Source organism: Thalassotalea agarivorans (assembly GCF_030295955.1).
GTDB lineage: Bacteria > Pseudomonadota > Gammaproteobacteria > Enterobacterales > Alteromonadaceae > Thalassotalea_D > Thalassotalea_D agarivorans.
This window is the reverse complement of record NZ_AP027363.1, coordinates 1,313,258-1,332,516: the sequence shown is the minus strand read 5'-3', so window position 1 is coordinate 1,332,516 and position 19,259 is coordinate 1,313,258. Positions and strand designations below refer to the sequence as shown.

Sequence of the window (19,259 nt, the reverse complement as noted above, 5' to 3'; positions counted from 1 at the left end):
AAACCGGTTTAATCGTCGTTAGCAATTGCGCCACTCGCTTTAAAAACAGCGCGTGCAATCGTCCAAGCACTTTTTTCTGCCGCCTGAATATTGCCATCATTTGAGGCAATAGCCACCACGGCATTGGCACTTGGGATAAAGACGAGCAATGCATACCACATGGTGTTAGTGCCATTGTGCCAAATAAGAGGCCCTTGGTAATGTGCTTCGTCTTTAAGTACGACAAAACCATATCCATAGTTTTGCATAAACGGTTTATACAAGCCTTTAGCACTCTCTGCATCAAACACTTTACTGCGTCCCTGTACATTTTTTACATGCTCATACCCATACCTTGCCAAGTCGGTTAAGGACATGTGAATTGTGCCAGCAGGCCCCATAATAGGGGTATTGTCACTAAAATCATCAGCGGAAATCACCATGCCGAAAAAGTTTTTATGGCCACGCGGTTGGCTCAATATTCCGTTGTCATCTAGCGGTGCACCAAAGCCACCGCTGGTTATCCCTAGTGGTTTAAATATCTTTTGCCTAACATGATCTTCCCAAGCAACGCCGGTGACCTTTTCGGCCATTGCACCTGCTATGGTATAGCCAACATTAGAGTAAACAAAGGTGGTGCCAGGTTCGGTAGTTGGCTTATTAGCAAGCACTCCCAGTACAGCTTGCTCTCTCGCCTTCATGCGCTCAGCCCCCTCTTCAGGTTTCTCAAAGGAAACAGACATGGAAAAGTTTGGCACAGCGCCTGACGTATGAGTTACTAGATGAGCTAAGGTTACCTTGCTCCACCCTTCGTCAATGTTCTCTGCTCCTTTGAATACGGATTTCACATCGGTATCCCAAGTTAGCTTTTTTTCCGCGACTAATTGAGCAATAACCATTGAGGTAAATGACTTAGTAATTGAACCAATATGCCATTTATCTTGTGCGGATACAGCGACATCTTTATCCTTGTGCCGTTTGCCGCTAACAAACGGCCCAACTATATTGCCATTTTTAATATACACGACGCCTAAACCTATCAATTTAGCTTCTTGTTGCTGCTCCATTACTTGCTGTTTTAAGACTTCAGCAATGTCAGCTTTTGTGTCGTCAGAGCGCAGTTCAAATGAGAAAAATACAAGGGTGAATAAACTTAAAAGGAAAGCATGCTTCATTTATTATCTCCAACGATAAGCGGTATGTGTTCCATATTGCCTAGCAAATAACAGAAATAACGAGGGTTTTTCGCGCTAGAGGCTAACTCAATAGTAGCAAAGCTTTTGAAAAATAATAATAAAATTGAATGCCGTTGGCTGCATGTAACGGGCTACGTGCTTCGTGCTGCGAGTTAAGGAATGAAAAACGCTTCTAGCTTCGTGCTTCGTGCTGCGAGTTTGTTGCTGTTGGTAAAAAGAACACCACGTTCCTTGTTCCCAGTTCCCTTAAGCAACGCGCACCTGTTCCCAGTTAGCGAAGCGCACATGCTCCATGCCCCTTGCCCCATAAACTATGAGATCCCGCATCACAGGTTTTCAGTTCCAGACAAAACCTAAGTACCTACATCCTTGTAGGCATGTGCGGGATGACGATGGAGTAATGATTGGTGCTTTAAGATTAACATCGCAGATAAAAAGAATACCACGTTCCTTGTTCCTTGTTCCCTTAAGCAACGCGCACCTGTTTATTACTAGCGAAGCGCACATGCTCCATGCCCCTTGCCCCATAAACTATGAGATCCCGAATCAAAGTGCTGGATGACGATATACAGAAAATCGCAAGCGATTTAGGGTCGCTAATGGATGTAATCTAATTAAGGGAACTATCTGAAAAAAGAGAATTAAACGTGGCTCAGGGGACGGGACTACTCCGTGCTTCCTGCACTTCACCTTGCGGGCCGCCGATAGCGTTTAACATTGTTCCAGACAATGTTATCAAACCCACGACAGAAAATCGCAAGCGATTTAGGGTCGCTAATATACGTATTTAACTATGAGATATATTAGGAAATAAGAATTAAACGTGGCGGAGTGGACGGGACTCGAACCCGCGACCCCCGGCGTGACAGGCCGGTATTCTAACCAACTGAACTACCACTCCGCAGTGTTTAATCTAAAAAGATTGGGCGCAGACAAACGTGGCGGAGTGGACGGGACTCGAACCCGCGACCCCCGGCGTGACAGGCCGGTATTCTAACCAACTGAACTACCACTCCGCAGCATCTGCATTAGTAATATTATAAAGGCTTACTAAACCTTGCATCTTGTTGGCGGAGTGGACGGGACTCGAACCCGCGACCCCCGGCGTGACAGGCCGGTATTCTAACCAACTGAACTACCACTCCTTAACAAGGCATTGAAAATAGTTGGCGGAGTGGACGGGACTCGAACCCGCGACCCCCGGCGTGACAGGCCGGTATTCTAACCAACTGAACTACCACTCCGACGCATATTTTCAATTTCACAGCAACTCTGTGAATGCGGGCGGAATAATACGGATATGTAGGGTTGTCGTCAACCTATTTTTTGATAAAAATTATCGTTCGCACAATTGCTATACAATTAGGCGTTTTTACAACCACAATTTTATTCTTTTACTGCAAGCGCTTGTGTTTGCCACAGCGGCTCAGCGCCTTTATCAGCAATAATTTTCAACCTATCGATATGAGCCTGTTGTTCCTGCTCTGTCGCCTGTACGACTTTAAGTGCTGGGCGTTCACTTGATAGTCGCCTAATAGCATTTGCGTCGTTGCCAGTACCATCACTATCGCTATCACTAAGGTTTAGTGCCGATTGCTTACGCGTCATTTCGATGTAAACGTATGCAAGCAACTGAGCATCAATTAAAGCGCCGTGATATGTACGATCAATTAATCCATCTACTCGGTAATGTTTAGCAAGAAAGTCTAAGGTTTTAGGCGAACCAAACTCATCTTTAGACACTTTCAAGGTATCGGTGACTTTACAGATATCATGTGTCATCGGTAATTGCTTTCGTGTCAACGCAAACTCGTGGTCCATAAAGCCAACGTCAAACTTCGCGTTATGGATAATAAGTTCAGCGCCTTTAATAAAGTCGATAAACTCCTGCGCTACTTGGGCAAAAAGTGGTTTGTCCGCAAGAAATTCATTGGTTAAACCGTGAACATCAATAACCTCTTGTTCCATTTCGAATTGAGGATTGATATATGCATGGTAAGTACGACCAGTTAATTGACGATTAATCATCTCAACGCAGCCAATCTCTACGATTCTATGACCTTCTCTTGGGTTGATACCTGTTGTTTCGGTATCGAGGATAACTAGGCGTTCTTCTTGTACTTGCATGGTTCTTCTTTCAGGGGCGCATTAGATTATTAGCAATATATTACGCAATAATTAAGCAACAATACAGACGAAGTTATTCCCAGATAGACTATTAACTGATAACAACTTTGTTTAACATAGAGAAAAAACAACAATACACCTGAAAATGACGAAACACGTAGAGATATATACAGATGGATCTTGTCTAGGTAACCCTGGACCAGGCGGCTATGGCGCAGTCATGCTATATAAAGGCCATAGAAAAGAGATTGCGCAAGGGTATCAGCTTACCACCAATAATCGCATGGAATTGTTAGCGGCTATCAAAGCGCTTGAGTTACTCAAAGAGCCCTGCAGCGTTACCTTAACCACAGACAGCCAATATGTTCGTCAAGGCATAACCCAATGGATTGAAAAATGGCAGAAGAATTCGTGGAAAACGGCAAGTAAGCAACCGGTAAAAAATGTTGACCTTTGGAAGGCGCTAGTTGCAGCGCAACAGCAACATGATATAGATTGGCAATGGGTAAAAGGCCACTCTGGACATCCAGAGAATGAGCGCTGTGACGAACTTGCAAGAGATGCAGCTATGTCAGAGGCGCTATTGGAAGACTCCGGATTTAAGGGCTAAATAGCGGTTATTTTTCCGGTAGTTTTTCCGGAAATTCGGTAAGGTTGATTTTGAAACGCTTGCTACGAAAGCAGAACACCACAAGCACGACCGCAATGGCTAGCTCAATCAGTAACGCCTTGAGGGATATATAGTCATAAAACATATATGCAGAGCTACTCACCAGTAAATCAAACGCTAGTACAGCGACAATAATAGCTCTGCAATGTCGCCAACTCCACCTTACCCAAGGTGCCGCATCAGGCTTACGTAGCATCAACACAAACAAAAGATACAACCCGGCAAGGCCTGACAGTAAATTCAAGTAAAACAAGCTTGGGTCAGGATAAAACCATTGTAATATTTGCGTTTTATCGCGCATATTGGAAATACTAATGGCAAACACTAAATAGGCGCGCAGCACAAACGCTAGGATTAGATACAATCCTTTTGACACCTTCAGACAGTCAAAGTTATCAAAATCATTTACACCGTAGTGTTTGAATAACTCTCTAGACACAACAATGCCTTACCGATTGTCGCGTTCTATTTTCAAATAATGCTGACCCGCAGTAATCGCACGAACCGCTTTTGAATGGAACTCGCGAATATAAAGTGTTCGCACAACAAGTAGACTTGCCGCCATAAAAAGTATCGGATGCACAAACCAACACAGTGCCGCAAGTGAGAAATAATAAGAACGTAGACCATAGTTATACGCATGTGCCGCTTGGTCTTGAACTTTTGCCATCTCTTCTGCGTATCGCTGTAAATTCTCGTTCTTACCTTCAAGATCAATTGGCGCGGCGCCAATCATCACGTTTACAAATCCGTATTGGCGCATAGACCAGGTAAACTGGAAAAATGCGGTGACGAAAATAAGTGCCAGCATCGCCAGTTTTATTTGTACAAAAAAGTGATCAGGACGCTCAATAAAGGGCAAGCTATCGATAACTTCTTCCAGCTTTTCTACTTGACCAAATAAGGCAAGTACACCGGCAAGGACTAACAGCGTACTAGAGGCAAAAAAGGCGATGTTGCGTTCCAAATTAGCTAGTAATGCGGCTTCACCAACACGAATATCGCGGGTGATAACCTCATACATCCAATGAATTCTGTGTTGATGTAAACTACGTGCCACACAATCTCTAACTTTTGCCTGTCTGCGCGCAAAAACGGTGTACCCTACCCAACAACTGATAAAACATGAAAAGGCTAAAATATCTAGTATGTATGCCGCCATTACATTTACTCTTGGTCTACAATTTTTATATCAAAATAATTACTTACGTTATTATGCCGTGTCTTTTTGTAAAGAAAAATAGGCTTATATATTTATTAATCAGTTTTTTAAATAATGCGCTAGGGTCCTTAATTTACTGCACTTGCAGAACGAATTATTATTTTGGGTAGTTAAAATGTGTTGTTATAAGCCGCTATATTCAGGTGCAACATAAAAATAATTATTATCGCGATTAAAACATCTGGAGCCTTCATGTCATTTAAACAGACAATTATTAGTGCCTTTGCGGCCTTGTCTCTGACCAGTGTTGCTTTTGCCTCGACGCAGTCACCCTCGCCCATCGAAATTCCGCGCATTAGCGGCCAAATTACCATCGACGCCAAATTAGATGAGCCGCAGTGGCAAAATGCAACTCGCGTTAAAATGAACAATATCACAAGGCCTTATGACAATATCCCTAGCCCGGTAGATACAGAAGCCTTGTTAATGGAAGACGGTGGTATCTTTTACATCGCATTTATCGCACAAGATCCAGATCCAAGCCAAATTCGCGCCTTTTTAAGAGACAGAGATCGCAGTTGGGGTGACGATTTAGTCGGCCTGAAAATAGATTCATTTAATGACCAACGCACCGCCTACCGTTTTATGGTTAACCCCCTTGGGGCACAAATTGACGGTATCGAAAGTGAAGTGACCAAGAAAGAAAGTGATTCTTGGGACGGTATTTGGCAAAGTGCGGGGCAAATAAACGAGCAAGGTTATATTGTAGAGATGGCCTTGCCACTGCGCATACTAAATTTTAACGAAGATATAGATGTACAAACATGGGGCATCGAATTGCTGCGCATGTATCCTCGCGAAGAGCAACTTAGACTATCAAATATCCACCTATCTAGAGATAACAACTGCGAAATTTGCCAATTAGCAACGGCAACTGGATTTTCTGGCGCAAAGCAAGGATCTAATTTAACCATTACGCCGGCGCTTGTAGTAGGCAGAACACAAACACTTGAAACACAAGACGACGGTACAACTGATTGGATTACCGACGATAGAACCGAACCCAGTTTAGATGTTCGTTGGGGAATAACGCCTGATATATTGCTGAACGCAACCTTAAACCCCGATTTTTCAACCGTTGAAACTGATCAAGCTAGACTCAATATCAACAATACCTTTGCGCTAAGGTTTGAAGAAAAAAGACCTTTCTTTCTCGATAACCAGGACTACTTTGATTCAAACTATAACTTGGTTTACACACGAAACATCAATGCCCCTAATTACGGTGCAAAATTAACCGGAAGAAAAGAAGATCATTCCTTTGGCCTTTTTATGACCGACGATAAATCTACCAATATTCTGATCCCCGGCAACCGCTCATCGTCAATCGCTGAAATTGAGGGGGAATCTAAGGCCGCGGCACTTCGTTATCGATACAATTTAAACCCCAATATCACGCTAGGATGGGTCAGCACAGCACGCAGTGCAGAGGATTATCAAAATCAGGTTCATGCTTTTGACGCGCGTTTTAGATTGAACACCAACAATGTGTTTAAGTTTCAAACCTTGTATTCACAAACGCTTTATCCCGAAGACCTGTTTAAGCAATTTTGTAATGACGACTCAGAAAACGGTTGTGAGCAGCCACCTACAGAGCCTTGTACATATGCAGAATGCGACTATAACGAACGGGTTTTGCGCACACAAAAAGACGACACCTTTTCTGGAAACGCCTTTACCGCAGGTTACTATTACAACGATAGCGACTGGCATTATCGTATGACCTATCGTCAGAACGATTCGGACTTTAGAGCTGATCTAGGTTTTATTTCGCAAGTCGATTACGCAAAAGTTGAAATTGGCGGCGATCGCAAATGGTACGCACAGCCAGGACAATGGTGGACAAAATTAAAAGTCTATTCAAACTGGGACAAAACAGAAAATGACGCGGGCGAATTTATAGAAGAAGAAATAGAATTTGGTGTCCACCTAGATGCTAAGTATCGCTCGCACGTCATCCTTGGCTTTGAAACAAAAGATAAAGTTGGTTCTCGTATAGATGCCAGTTCGCTTGCGATTGATGACAATACGGATGTATTTGATATTACTCGATATCGTATAAGAGGCGGGATAAAACCTTTGATAGGTTTGAATTTTAATGCTGATTTATCCTTTGGAGATACCATTGACTACGCCAGTAATCGCGCTGGTGATAGCACTAATTTTACGCCAAGCATCGGATGGAACGTCAATAGACATTTAGAACTTAAAATTAAACAAATTTATAGCGATTTGCGTGCTGATGGCGCGGATGTATTTACCGCTCGCCTAACCGATCTTCGCACCACCTTCCAATTTAGTGTGCAGAGTTTTGTGCGCTTTAGCTTTATATATAACAATACCGACAGAAACCCTTACAACTACATTTACGTCAATCCAGCAGACATTTCAGCCAAAACCCGTGATGTCAGCACTGAACTATTATATGGCTACAAAATAAACCCACAAACTGTGGTATATCTTGGCTATTCGGACCATCACGATACAGAACTAGCTTTTGCTGATTTAGAGCAAGATCAGCGCAACGTATTTGCCAAATTTAGTTATGCTTGGGTGAAATAAACATTTTTGAGCTGTGGTAGTGAAGTTTGTTATAACCAGGCCGCTATTTAATCGTTGATAGTTATATTGTTTTTTGTGATAATTTTTGAACGAATAAAAATTAATCACGCTATGGAAGCGCGCTAAAAATATCACGGATGAATATGCTAAAGGAAAGCAGTATTAGCACTCGAGTATTACTATCACTATTATTATTTTCTAGTTCGGTTGTGGCCACTACAGAGCCTTCCAAGCCGGACTATGCCTTGCCGTCCTCTTCTTTGAGTGCAGTCATCGACGGTGAGTTAGATGATGAAATATGGTCGCAAGCCAAAACTATCTCGTTAGATATCGTTAACGACCCATTTGAAAATACGCCAAGTCCCGTCGTTACCTCCGCCAAATTAGTAGAAAATGGCGAGTTTCTTTATTTAAGTTTTGTCGCTAAAGACCCAGAGCCTAGCAAAATAACAGCCGCTATTGCCGAGCGCGATTCTCGTTGGGACGATGATTTAGTAGGTATCAAACTGGACACTACTAACAGTCGTAGACACAGTTATGTGTTTCTGGTGAACCCTTACGGCGTGCAAATGGATTCTACCGCCAATGAAATTACAGGTGCTGATAATCGCTCTTGGGATGGTATTTGGTATGCCGAAGCAAAACTGACCGACGAGGGATTTCAAGTCGAAATGGCGATTCCATTTCGCATTCTAAACATTGACGACAGTAAAACAGAAAAAACGTGGGCGTTTGAGCTACTCAGACTTTATCCTCGCGATCAGTGGTTAAGAATTTCAAATACACCGCTTGATCGAAACAACGCGTGTTGGCTATGCCAATACCCTACACTGAGCGGCTTAGAAAACATATCGACGGCTAATAACCTCACAGTAACACCGGCACTTGTTGCCGAATATGACGAACAGCGTGATGTTTATGCTAATGAGCCATGGCAAAGTGATACTACAGTAGAAGCTGGTATCGACCTTAAATGGTCTATCAACTCCAATAATTTAGTCAACTTAACGGTGAACCCAGATTTTTCAACGGTGGAGTCTGATAGTAGCCAGCTAAGTGTGAATAAAAACTTTGCCTTGCAGTTTGAAGAAAAACGCCCATTTTTCCTGGAAAACCAAGATTACTTTGTTAGTAATATGGACCTAGTCTATACCCGAAATATCGCTGATCCAGACTATGGCGCAAAGATAACCGGGGCAGACGAAGATCAAACCTATGCAGCCTTTGTTACCAACGATACCCAAACAAACATTGTGTTACCGGGTAACCTTGAATCAAATCTGGTGACATTAGAAGAAGAAAACCATAGTGCCGCCGTACGCTACAGACGTGATTTTACCGAGAACCTTTCGTTGGGTGTTATAAGCACTATGCGCAGCTCAGAAACCTATCATAACGTGTTAGGCGGTATCGATGGCAAATGGCAAATAGACGATTCAAACGCCGTTAAAGCGCAATTCGTATATTCAGATACTGAAGATAGTCCCAGCTATAGTAGCCAACTAGGTAGTGTCAGCGATCAAGCCATTAAAGTAGATTTTATTCATGACTCTGAATACTGGCGTGTGGAAGCAAACCACCAGCAAATAGGTAAAGACTTTAGAGCTGATTTAGGTTTTGTTGCACAAAATGATATTGATACCCAAAGCGTTGTTGTAAACCGTCGTTTTTATTTTGAAGAAAGCTCATGGTATGAAGGTTACACGGGCGCTAAATATGCGATCAAACACAACGAAAGTGGCGAACTAATAGAAAAGACCTGGTCTGCAAGTTTAGGCTTTAATGGCCCACTTATATCTACTTTCGACATTTTATTTAGCCATGAAGATAAAGTTGGCTTACGTTTTGACGACACTAGTGACGCTATTGATGGCAATACGAATTTGTTTACCGTAAATACGGTCACGTTAGAATATTACCTGACACCTAGCAGCACAACCTACTTCTGGACACAACTGCGTATCGGTGACGAGATAGATTATGTCAATAATCGCCTAGCCGATGTTAAAGAAGGTCAAGCTTACTTTTTCTGGGATGTGAATAAACAGTTTAACAGTCAAATTGATTACGGCATTAGCCGACTAGATGCTGATAATGCACAGGTATATACCGAGCAGTTTCTTGATTTAACCCTAGTTTATAATTTCAGTACGCGCAGTTACATCAAACTAAAAGCTAACTTTTTTGATGTTGAATACAATCCGAATAATTACCCTGTAGGTTTGGATACGGAGCAACTTCGAGACGTTGCCACGCAGCTTATTTACGCCTATAAAATCAATCCACAAACAGCTTTCTATTTAGGCTATTCGGATTACAGTATTGAAGATGATTTTCTACCGGGTTTAAAACAAGCTGAGCGTACCATTTTTAGTAAGCTCACCTATGCATTTAACCTGTAACGTCTTCTGCCTCAGCTTTAACTAGCTGTGCATAGCTTTTGCGTTTGTACGGATAACAACAGTGGCAGAAATCTTATCTTGAATCGCTTGTCTATTGGGGTCCCATAAAATTTGCATAAACCCTAATAGTCCCGTTGCCAAGCCAGCACCGTAACCACCATAGCGGCCAAAACTATCCCACAACGACAAGTGCGTGCCATCCAATTGAATTACTTGAATACCAAGTAACTTTTTGCCTGGTGTTCTGCCTCTAAATCGTGCGGTAAACACCGTAAAATACAAGGCAGCCCAACCAAAGCCTAAACCTAAGTCGCTGATAATGCCCTTAATATATTCTAATAGCGACATAATCGGTGAAGATGCTTTTACAATGTCCTCTTCTACCTCTTGTTCAAGACTTTTTTCTTCGACCTGCTCTGGCGCAGCGTCAGGTGTTGCTGTTGTTATTTGCTCTTCATCTACTACAGGGTTAGATGTTTGTTCTAGCGCCTGAAACTTTTTGTATGAGGAGTAAAGGGTTTGCGCCAATGACTTTTTGTCTTCTTTCGACAAAGGCGTTTCATTAATAATGTCTTCTAGTCCTTCTTTTACCACTTTGTCGTCAACGTGCATTGATGCTGGATGTTGCATGTCATCTTGCAATAGTGCTTCCCAACAAGATAAATCTTGCTGACAATCGCTTTGCTCCATTTTGTTTGCTGCAACAGCGGCGATAATCGCTAACTCAACCTTTTGCTCTGTGGTTAAGGTATCTTGATTATTATCGCCGGGATTGTAATAACTATTGTCACCCTTGAATACCTGAGGCAAGGTTACAAGCAATACAATTAATATGACAAAAGCGGCAAGTAACCTGACAATAAACCGTCTTTTTCTCCCGACTACCCTGCCGCTTGGCAAAGTTTTCAATGGTTTTCTGTTACTTGCTCTAAAAATAATGAAGGCCACCAAAAACGCCAACAATTCACCAGGCGCGCCACTGAGCATGGCAACAAGCAACAAATCAATCAATAAGGCGACAAGTCTTCGCCATGGCGAGGCCAACGGCGTTCCATATAAAGATTTATCTAATTCAAAGGCAAAAGGTGTTAAAACTTCCCTCGTCTCTTCCTGCGTCAAATAAGGTGTTTGCGGTTCATTTATTGTTGTCATAGTGCGTTCTCAGCAATCAATTGCCTACTTTATGTGCGCTAGCGCTAAAACCATATAAGTTATAACGAATCGGCACTTCTTTTTTTGTGATAACAGTCTAATCTTAAACATTAAACTAAGATCAATCCATGTTGAATCCAGTTAATCCATGTTGAGACTATACTCAATTCACACATGGTAAGAAATTTCGCCTTTATCGGGCAACAAAGGAAAAGTGTATGTCTACATTATTTGAAGATAATTCTAAATCGATTGGTAAAACTCCTATCGTTAAGTTGAATCGTGTTACAAACGGCAATGTATACGCAAAAGTAGAAGCGCGTAATCCAAGCTTCAGTGTTAAATGTCGAATTGGCGCAAGCATGATTTGGGATGCTGAAGAAAAAGGTTTATTGGGCGAAGGTAAAGAAATCATTGAACCAACCAGTGGTAACACAGGTATCGCACTAGCTTTTGTTGCAGCGGCACGAGGTTACCCGATCACATTAACTATGCCTGCGACAATGAGTTTAGAGCGTCGTAAGCTATTATCTGCTTTAGGTGCAAAGCTTGAGCTGACAGATGGCGCAAAAGGTATGGGCGGTGCAATTGCACGTGCTAACGAAATTGCTGAGTCTGATCCTTCGCGTTATGTTCTTTTAGGGCAATTCGATAACCCAGCAAACCCTAAGATTCATGAAGAAACAACAGGACCAGAAATCTGGCGCGATACTGACGGTGCTGTAGACATTTTTGTTGCTGGTGTTGGTACGGGTGGTACTATCACGGGTGTAAGTCGCTACATTAAGAATACTCAAGGAAAAGATATCCTTACGGTTGCTGTTGAGCCAGAAGATTCTCCAGTAATTAGCCAAACCATGGCAGGCGAAGAAATCAAGCCAGGACCTCACAAAATCCAAGGTATTGGTGCTGGTTTTATTCCAGGTAACCTTGACCTTTCAGTGGTTGATGCGGTTGAGCAAGTAAGCAATGACGATGCTATTGCAATGGCCCATCGTTTAATGAAAGAAGAAGGTATTCTTGCAGGTATTTCATCAGGTGCAGCTGTTGTAGCAGCAAGCCGTTTAGCTGAAAAGCCTGAGAACGCAGGTAAAAACATTGTGGTTATCTTACCTAGTTCTGCAGAACGTTACTTATCAAGTCCATTGTTTGCTGATACTTTCTCAGACAAAGAGCTTGTTCAGTAGAAACGTTATCTAATTTCTAAAGCCGTTGCATTTAGGTGTAACGGCTTTTTTTATGACTGCGATATGGCAAAACATTGCCTTGCATCGTTAGCTAGGTTAACTTAATCAATAACTTACATTCGTGGAAAATAGTTCATGACCAACCCGTGGCACGATAGGCAGCAAAGTACTGTTTCAATCAGACAAGACGATCACAGAAGTCCGTTTCAACGGGATCGTGCTCGCATTTTGCATTCGGCAGCGTTTAGACGGTTGCAATCTAAAACACAGGTAATGGGCAGTGGACAAAGTGACTTTTATCGCACACGACTTACCCATTCGTTAGAAGCGGCACAAATTGGTTCCGGTATTGTTGCGCAGCTTAAAAGCAAGTACCCAGAACTAACCCATGCTTTACTTCCACAAGAAGATTCCTTGATTGAAGCGTTATGCTTAGCTCACGATATTGGCCATCCACCATTTGGCCATGGTGGCGAGGTAGCACTGCATTATATGATGCGAGATCACGGTGGCTTTGAGGGCAACGGGCAAACGCTTCGTATAGTGGCTAAATTAGAACCTTTTTCAAAATGTCATGGCATGAATTTAAGTCGACGCACGCTATTGGGGCTAATTAAATACCCGCAAACATTAAATGTTTTGGACAATAAACAATACCCCGCCACGCTAGATAACTTTAGACAATTAAAAGCGAGTGATTGGCATCCGGCAAAAGGACTATACCTAGATGACACCGATACGTTAGATTGGATTTTAGCACCACTTTCACAACAAGATCGCGACTTATTCCAGCAATTTAAGCAAAATAATGGTAAACATCATAAAACAAAATTTAAGTCTTTAGATTGCTCCATCATGGAACTTGCTGACGATACTGCCTATGGTATTCATGATTTGGAAGATGCCATTGTTACCGGTGTTGTGCATCGTGAAGACTTTGAACGAGAAGTTGTGACCAAGTTAGCAAATATAAGTGATGATCCGTGGATTAGTGAGCATATTAATGATTTAGCATCACATTTGTTTAGCGAAGAACATTATATTCAAAAAGAAGCGATTGGTGCGTTGGTTAATTATCTCATTACCAACATAACGCTAGTCGATTTAAATGAGCAATTAGGCATTGAGTTTAACGAGCCACTGTTGCGTTACAACGCTCAATTGCCTGCAACCGTTGCGCAAGCACTACAAATATTTAAAGACTTCGTTTATGAATATGTGATCAAACAAACAAGTATTCAACGAATGGAATATCGCGGCCAGCAAGTAGTCATGGAAATATTTGAAGCGCTAGCTAGCGATCCGCAACGACTGTTGCCAACAAATACGCTGAAACGACTTGCTCAAGCAAAATCTGATGGTTTAAATGAACATAGAGTCATTGCAGATTATGTCAGTGGCATGACCGACGAATATGCCTCTAAACTCTATCAAACGCTGTTTTCAGCGGCGGCGACGCCTAATTACAGAGAGCCAAATCTTTAACGAAAAATAGGTTTTATTGCGCCGTTTACATCATCGCTATCAAGCAGTTTTTTAAAGGCTTCGCCCAGCTCATGACTACGCTCAATCACTTCATGCCAATATGCCATGCGCGTTGTATCGTCCATTTTTTCAAAATCGGTGCGATCTGGAATTTTTTGATAAGGCAAAGTATCAACAAAGGAGCGACTTGGACTAATCAACACAACATTGCTAAAGCGCTTTTCATCGCCTTTTCGCCCTGCTATGCGTTTGTCAAACCAACCTGGCGAGCAGTGCGGGTAAAAATGCGGATAAATCATCAACTGATTTTCGTCTGCATTTTGTGTGCCTATATGTTTAGTGAAATCTAAATCAAAATGATAGTCGATAATACCGCCATCTCGATACATGCCATGTGGTGCCCCTTCTATATCCTTAACGCCTTCTAAGATAAGTGGAATAGCCCCTGTCGCCATCAGTACATCAAATGCATTTTGCTGCGTGTAACTCACCAATGTATCGCCAAAGCCATCGTCAAGAGCAAAGTGTGTTTCTAAAGCGTCGTTACTGATAGTAATGCGTTCAAAAAACAGTTTTAAGGTTGCTCGGTCAATTCTATTTAGTGCGGCCGCTGGTAACAGCCCAACGAGTTGCAGAAAACGGTTGGTCGACGCTGTTAGCCCTTTACAACGATTTACAATGGTATGCGTTTTGATTAAGCGATTATTAACGATATCGTCTATCCCCGTCTCGCCTAGCATACTCGACAGTAATGTTCGTGCCTTGTCACTTATTTCGCTGACGCTGGGTTTATCGGTGTAGGTCGTGTTTGCATAACCTTCGACTAATCGGTTTAATGCCTCACCTGGTTGCTTAATTGCCATACAGGCCGTACGCCAAGCACCTGATGAGGTACCGATATTGTAGCTTGGTATTGTTTTACTGGCGAAAAAATCAGATAAAAGTACCTTATCCAAGCCATACAAAACGAACCATTTAGGTCCACCTGACGCTGCTATCATTCCTTTGAACAAATTGGGCGTAAATCCGTGCTCGGCAATTAATTTTCGCGCCGTTTCGCCTGCATAAACGTCAATACAGCTCATCTAATCCTCTTTCCTTCGCCAAAAAAGCAAATAGTGAACGAATATAGTTGAAAACTCAACAACATCTGATAGCTTTTTACTATTGTAAACTCAATCGTATACGCCATGAAAAAGATTAAAATACTTATTACCTGTGCTCTCGCGCAATTACTATTTAACAGCGCGTTAGCTGACGTAACCTATGTAAAAGACAATGGCTTTGAAAGCGTGAATAAAGTCAGGATAATGGCAACGCCAGAGGTGATATACAAAACGCTAACAAGCCAAGTACACCTTTGGTGGAACAGCGACCATACCTGGAGCGGCGATGCCAACAATATGTCCATCGATGCCACGGCGGGCGGTTGTTTTTGCGAAAAGCTTGTCGGGGGTGGTTCGGTTAAACATTTAGAAGTTGTATTTGCACAGCCACCGCTAACACTGCGTATGTCTGGCGCACTTGGCCCTCTGCAACAGTTTGCTATTGCCGGTGCACAAACCTGGGAAATTAAAGCGATAGATAAAGAAAGTAGCGAGTTAATCCTCACCTACCGCGTTACAGGCACACTGGAAAAAGGCCTGTCAGATTGGGCAGCTCCAGTGGACTTTGTTCACAACGAACAACTTCAACGCTTAAAACGTTTACTCGAAACCGGTAGTGCGGACATCATCGAAAAATCTGCACCTTAGCCTTTTTGGTATAAAGCACAAGCCGCGCCAGCGGGGTCTTTAATGACGACAAAACTGTCACTACCATATGACTTAATGTCCGTAATTAATTCGCCACCTTGTGCTTTAACTGCATCCACAGACTGCTTGATATCCGACACTAAAAAATAAGGTAGCCACGTTGGTGGCAAAGCTGCATTTGGACCTTTTGCGTGACAAATACCTGCTACAGGCTTGTTATCATCAACCTGAAGCATTGAATAATCTTCATAATCGCCCATAGACACTGCTTCGCTTTTCCAGCCGACAACCGACTCATAAAAAGATTTTAAACTGCTAGCATCCCCAACAGAGATATCCAACCAAGCCATTTCACCTATTTTCGCGTTATCCATTTTTATCTGCCTTTAATCTAGAAATTGAATTTTTAATATTCCTACACACTAGCACCCTAGGTTGATATTAGCGAATCGCGCCTGTTAGCCGGCCTTTGCATTTTTAGGATAGAAGTGCTCAGGCAGTCGATTAATATGTTCAAAAAAACGGGTATCTTTATAGGGCAACTTCATAAAGCCAGAAATACCAACACCTTCAATCAAGGGTAACAAATCTATGATTTGTTTTAAGAGTTGCTCAAACGCTGTTTGTTTTTGTGGATCGAGCAGCATTAAATAACTATGGATTTTAAGGTGGGTCGGCAGTACCTCGAAGATGATACATCCGGTGTGGTGTATTTCATTGAGCGCGGTCAATGCCTCCATGATGGGATCTGGTAGATACAAATATTCATCGGGATCTTTACCGTCTTCAAAGTATGAATGAAGACGACTTTCATCATCAATATCTGGCACAGCACTAATATCAAAAGGTATAAACTGTTGCGCAGACGCGCTGAAAGGTTGTTGTTCATTATCACGTTCAATATGCAACGTATTACGCGCATTAAATAAACAACTTTTAAAAACACCAATACGAAAAATACCCTGCGCCAAGGTGATCATATTGTTTACTGCGCTTTGAAAGGCATGTTCCATTTCAGGATCAAATAAGCTTAAATTGGAATCAACATAAACGCCTTCTTTTTCCCAACGAATCGCAAGCCCGCCAACCACAGGGTAATGCGCTAAGCGGCTAACAGCGGCAATAAAGGCTTTTTCTGTATCACCCATGCCCATAAGGTAGTTCTTGTAATACTTTTCTAATTGCACATCGTTAACACTGGCTAAATTATCGCGTTCACTCGATTCCCTTAAAAATGATTTCCTTGAGCCATAAACAACCGTATCGATTTCTTGTTCTTTTGGTTTTGACCAAATAGGGATCTTAACTTCTAACGGATAAATTGTCGGTGTTTTAGCTAATACTGTGCGGCGCAGAACATCGAGGGAGCGAAAAAAATAATCACCCGCCTTATGCCTTGTGCTGGCATCTTCACTGAGCATGGCTTCAAGCGTCAAGCCCAGATCTTTTGGTAAACCCAAAGCGCTCGGAGGTATAACGCCAGTCCCGTATCGACACGATTGCCCAGAGGCAAGCGCATATAGCGTTGCCGCCATGCCTTGTTCGTCAAAACGAGGCGATGACAGCCCACCATTAATTTGTTCAGGACCGATGAAGTAGACATCACCTAAGCGAGCATTAGTATTTTGCAAATCACCGCTCATTAAATCCATGACGTTGTTTTCTGTCGATTGGCCACTGGCGTCTAGCTGAGCTTTAACCGATGATCCCCAGTCAACCAGGTGCAAACGCTTGGTTTCTTGGTCATACACAAGATTAGAAGGCTTGATGTCGCCATGGACAATAGGTTTATTCGACGCGTGCTCTTTAGCGTTACGCAAATATAAAAGCAAATCACCTAATGCAATAGCAATCTCAACCACTAACTCAGGCGGTAGTGGCCCCATCTTAAGTGATAGTTGCTCGAGATCTAACCCGGGCGCGCGAGTCATATGCAAAATATGCTGTCGTTTGATCTGACGGTATTCTATGACCTTGGGGATGTTTTCATGATTGAGCAATGATTGAATATCGGCTTCATCAGCAAGCCTCGCTTGAACATGCTCAGGCAACGTTAGGCGAGAAAACTTAAATACATGCTCTTCTCCTGAGCTAGAAACGCCATTAAAGACGAAGCCATAGGCACCCTTTCCCAATAGAAAAATATCTCGATAACCTAATTGGGCAAGCTGCTGCTGACACAATTCGACCCATTGCTTTAACTTTGTGGCATCTTTGTGGGATAGCAGATATATCGACTGCTCTTCGGCAATATAGAAATGTTGTAATTTTTTTTCTGCCAACGGGATTACCTATCCATATAGATTACTTCACTGAAAAATGACGAATAAACAAGCTAACTCATATTATTCATCAAACTGTCATCATCTTTCATTGTGTTGTCATAAACAAGTAGTAAATTAACCATCGTGGTTAAGCAACAATTGTTAGGCGCTTAAACATAGTTCCCTCCACTGCTCAACTCCCGTGGCCAATGTTGTTGTTTGGCGTACAATCGGAGCTCGGCTAGCTATAGAAGTAGCTAGCCTTTTTTATAGCTAGGGCGTGTTGATCTTTCGTGTATATTTTCGCAGCAGAATTTACGCGATTTATACAAGGCAGAATGAATGTAATATAGTTATCCTACCTTAATGAGTGATAACGCAGTAGAAATGGTGCAAATGCGCTGCCCTTTGGGTGCGGCTAAAGGCCTCTATCTCTTTGTTACGAGTCATTTACATGGAGTAACCATGCTACACACCTCGTGCCGCGATCTAAAAAGCATTTAACTCGCACGAAATTTATACAGTAAAGATCAACACGCCCTAGTATTTACCGCTTGAATCAATAAACATCTTCTTAAACTCGTCAGCAAACGAGACAAAGCGCTCTTTAATAGAACGAGGTATTCTGATGTTTACACCAGAAAATATGCAGTAACCTGTCACGACTATTGTTGGCGCTACATTAGCTTGACTACCAATCGCATTATTCGTGTTGTTTGACACACCGCCAAAGATATTAAACATGCGACTTACCACATTGACGCCTTCAGGCACGTGAATATCTACGCCACCAAATAAGCAAAATACTTCTATTTCAGTTTGTTGCTGGCTAAATACAGCCTCGCTGAAATTTAAATCGCCACCACCAAAAACAGTAGTCACTTTTAGTTTTTTCGGCACAACCCAACGTCCACCGCGATCAGAACCAGAAAAGATACTGACGATGTGCTCTTCTTCCGTTGCGCCTTCACTGACGTAGGTGGCGGCATTTTCTTCTGTTTTAGAGCGAATATATTGCTCATCAGGCGTGAGCGGAAGGTCTTCCACTAAAGATTGGAGGGTTTCATTATTTTGCGTGTCCATCGCTTCATCAAGACGGCGGTTAAACGCTTCGTAAGAGAGTTCTCCATGACCATAATTCATGATCAGGCGATCAATAACTTCTTCTCTTACTTTTTCAGTTGGACGATCGTTTATTTTTACAGACATAGTATTCCCTTGAACTTACCCTGTTGATATTACTTATTTAAGCAACCTTG

15 protein-coding genes and 4 tRNA genes are annotated in these 19,259 nt (G+C 42.3%); 6 read left to right on the top strand and 13 right to left on the bottom strand.

All coding sequences use genetic code 11. The features are described 5' to 3' along the window. Nucleotides 1–8: 8 nt before the first annotated feature. The 6 genes from QUD85_RS06265 to dnaQ form a co-directional block, all read right to left on the bottom strand. Entirely contained in the window at nt 9–1,154 is a 1,146-nt protein-coding gene (locus tag QUD85_RS06265; protein ID WP_093330061.1) for a serine hydrolase domain-containing protein, read from the bottom strand. A gap of 845 nt (nt 1,155–1,999) precedes the next feature. Beyond that, nucleotides 2,000–2,076, bottom strand: a tRNA-Asp gene (locus QUD85_RS06260). A gap of 38 nt (nt 2,077–2,114) precedes the next feature. Further along, nucleotides 2,115–2,191: transfer RNA gene (locus QUD85_RS06255), tRNA-Asp, on the bottom strand. A 52-nt stretch (nt 2,192–2,243) separates the two neighbouring features. Further along, nucleotides 2,244–2,320, bottom strand: a tRNA-Asp gene (locus QUD85_RS06250). A gap of 22 nt (nt 2,321–2,342) precedes the next feature. Further along, a tRNA-Asp gene (locus QUD85_RS06245) sits at nt 2,343–2,419 on the bottom strand. A gap of 142 nt (nt 2,420–2,561) precedes the next feature. Then, nucleotides 2,562–3,302, bottom strand: coding sequence for a DNA polymerase III subunit epsilon (gene dnaQ / locus QUD85_RS06240; protein WP_093330059.1), 741 nt, complete (start codon nt 3,300–3,302; stop codon nt 2,562–2,564). 145 nt (nt 3,303–3,447) lie between these two features. Between dnaQ and rnhA the strand changes: the two genes are divergently transcribed. Beyond that, a complete protein-coding gene (gene rnhA / locus QUD85_RS06235; RefSeq protein ID WP_093330056.1) occupies nt 3,448–3,912 on the top strand; it encodes a ribonuclease HI in 465 nt (154 codons plus the stop codon). A gap of 7 nt (nt 3,913–3,919) precedes the next feature. Here rnhA and QUD85_RS06230 read toward each other — a convergent pair whose 3' ends face one another. Together QUD85_RS06230 and QUD85_RS06225 are read right to left on the bottom strand one after the other, a co-directional pair. Next, nucleotides 3,920–4,411, bottom strand: a complete 492-nt coding sequence (locus QUD85_RS06230; RefSeq protein ID WP_177168902.1) for a DUF2919 family protein — start codon at nt 4,409–4,411, stop codon at nt 3,920–3,922. Nucleotides 4,412–4,420: 9 nt separating this feature from the next. After that, the gene (locus QUD85_RS06225) at nt 4,421–5,134 is read right to left on the bottom strand and encodes a DUF599 domain-containing protein (protein ID WP_093330050.1); all 714 of its coding nucleotides are present in this window, start codon (nt 5,132–5,134) and stop codon (nt 4,421–4,423) included. Nucleotides 5,135–5,386: 252 nt separating this feature from the next. Here QUD85_RS06225 and QUD85_RS06220 point away from each other — a divergent pair, with 252 nt between their 5' ends. Next, entirely contained in the window at nt 5,387–7,756 is a 2,370-nt protein-coding gene (locus tag QUD85_RS06220; protein ID WP_093330047.1) for a carbohydrate binding family 9 domain-containing protein, read from the top strand. A gap of 245 nt (nt 7,757–8,001) precedes the next feature. Next, nucleotides 8,002–10,158 carry a carbohydrate binding family 9 domain-containing protein gene (locus QUD85_RS06215; RefSeq protein WP_177168901.1) on the top strand — a complete coding sequence of 719 codons (2,157 nt, stop codon included), beginning with the start codon at nt 8,002–8,004 and terminating at the stop codon, nt 10,156–10,158. Between the two features lie 21 nt (nt 10,159–10,179). On the opposite strand, the gene QUD85_RS06210 is transcribed toward QUD85_RS06215, so the two are convergent. Next, nucleotides 10,180–11,310, bottom strand: coding sequence for an RDD family protein (locus QUD85_RS06210; protein WP_093330043.1), 1,131 nt, complete (start codon nt 11,308–11,310; stop codon nt 10,180–10,182). 218 nt (nt 11,311–11,528) lie between these two features. On the opposite strand from QUD85_RS06210, the gene cysK reads away from it, so the two are divergent. Together cysK and QUD85_RS06200 are read left to right on the top strand one after the other, a co-directional pair. Next, nucleotides 11,529–12,497, top strand: coding sequence for a cysteine synthase A (cysK, locus tag QUD85_RS06205; RefSeq protein WP_093330041.1), 969 nt, complete (start codon nt 11,529–11,531; stop codon nt 12,495–12,497). 135 nt (nt 12,498–12,632) lie between these two features. After that, nucleotides 12,633–13,982, top strand: coding sequence for an anti-phage deoxyguanosine triphosphatase (locus tag QUD85_RS06200; RefSeq protein ID WP_093330039.1), 1,350 nt, complete (start codon nt 12,633–12,635; stop codon nt 13,980–13,982). Here the strand turns inward: QUD85_RS06200 and QUD85_RS06195 are convergent. Continuing rightward, entirely contained in the window at nt 13,979–15,067 is a 1,089-nt protein-coding gene (locus QUD85_RS06195) for a hypothetical protein (protein WP_093330036.1), read from the bottom strand. The two genes, QUD85_RS06200 and QUD85_RS06195, sit on opposite strands and share 4 nt — an antisense overlap. Nucleotides 15,068–15,172: 105 nt before the next feature. Between QUD85_RS06195 and QUD85_RS06190 the strand changes: the two genes are divergently transcribed. Further along, nucleotides 15,173–15,736: an SRPBCC family protein gene (locus tag QUD85_RS06190; protein ID WP_093330034.1), complete on the top strand. Its 564-nt coding sequence runs from the start codon at nt 15,173–15,175 to the stop codon at nt 15,734–15,736. Here the strand turns inward: QUD85_RS06190 and QUD85_RS06185 are convergent. The 3 genes from QUD85_RS06185 to QUD85_RS06175 all read right to left on the bottom strand — a co-directional run bounded on the left by QUD85_RS06185 (nt 15,733) and on the right by QUD85_RS06175 (nt 19,209). Beyond that, complete coding sequence (locus QUD85_RS06185; RefSeq protein ID WP_093330031.1) at nt 15,733–16,110, bottom strand: VOC family protein; 378 nt, start codon at nt 16,108–16,110, stop codon at nt 15,733–15,735. The genes QUD85_RS06190 and QUD85_RS06185 overlap by 4 nt on opposite strands. A gap of 84 nt (nt 16,111–16,194) precedes the next feature. Further along, nucleotides 16,195–18,018, bottom strand: a complete 1,824-nt coding sequence (locus QUD85_RS06180; protein WP_093330027.1) for a protein kinase domain-containing protein — start codon at nt 18,016–18,018, stop codon at nt 16,195–16,197. Nucleotides 18,019–18,540: 522 nt separating this feature from the next. After that, complete coding sequence (locus QUD85_RS06175) at nt 18,541–19,209, bottom strand: DUF1707 domain-containing protein (RefSeq protein ID WP_093330024.1); 669 nt, start codon at nt 19,207–19,209, stop codon at nt 18,541–18,543. Nucleotides 19,210–19,259 lie beyond the last annotated feature (50 nt).

Coding starts and splice junctions, on each gene's coding strand:
- QUD85_RS06265 (WP_093330061.1), bottom strand. CDS start 1,154: ATGAAGCATGCTTTCCTTTTAAGTTTATTCACCCTTGTATTTTTCTCA.
- dnaQ (WP_093330059.1), bottom strand. CDS start 3,302: ATGCAAGTACAAGAAGAACGCCTAGTTATCCTCGATACCGAAACAACA.
- rnhA (WP_093330056.1), top strand. CDS start 3,448: ATGACGAAACACGTAGAGATATATACAGATGGATCTTGTCTAGGTAAC.
- QUD85_RS06225 (WP_093330050.1), bottom strand. CDS start 5,134: ATGGCGGCATACATACTAGATATTTTAGCCTTTTCATGTTTTATCAGT.
- QUD85_RS06220 (WP_093330047.1), top strand. CDS start 5,387: ATGTCATTTAAACAGACAATTATTAGTGCCTTTGCGGCCTTGTCTCTG.
- QUD85_RS06210 (WP_093330043.1), bottom strand. CDS start 11,310: ATGACAACAATAAATGAACCGCAAACACCTTATTTGACGCAGGAAGAG.
- cysK (WP_093330041.1), top strand. CDS start 11,529: ATGTCTACATTATTTGAAGATAATTCTAAATCGATTGGTAAAACTCCT.
- QUD85_RS06200 (WP_093330039.1), top strand. CDS start 12,633: ATGACCAACCCGTGGCACGATAGGCAGCAAAGTACTGTTTCAATCAGA.
- QUD85_RS06195 (WP_093330036.1), bottom strand. CDS start 15,067: ATGAGCTGTATTGACGTTTATGCAGGCGAAACGGCGCGAAAATTAATT.
- QUD85_RS06190 (WP_093330034.1), top strand. CDS start 15,173: ATGAAAAAGATTAAAATACTTATTACCTGTGCTCTCGCGCAATTACTA.
- QUD85_RS06185 (WP_093330031.1), bottom strand. CDS start 16,110: ATGGATAACGCGAAAATAGGTGAAATGGCTTGGTTGGATATCTCTGTT.
- QUD85_RS06175 (WP_093330024.1), bottom strand. CDS start 19,209: ATGTCTGTAAAAATAAACGATCGTCCAACTGAAAAAGTAAGAGAAGAA.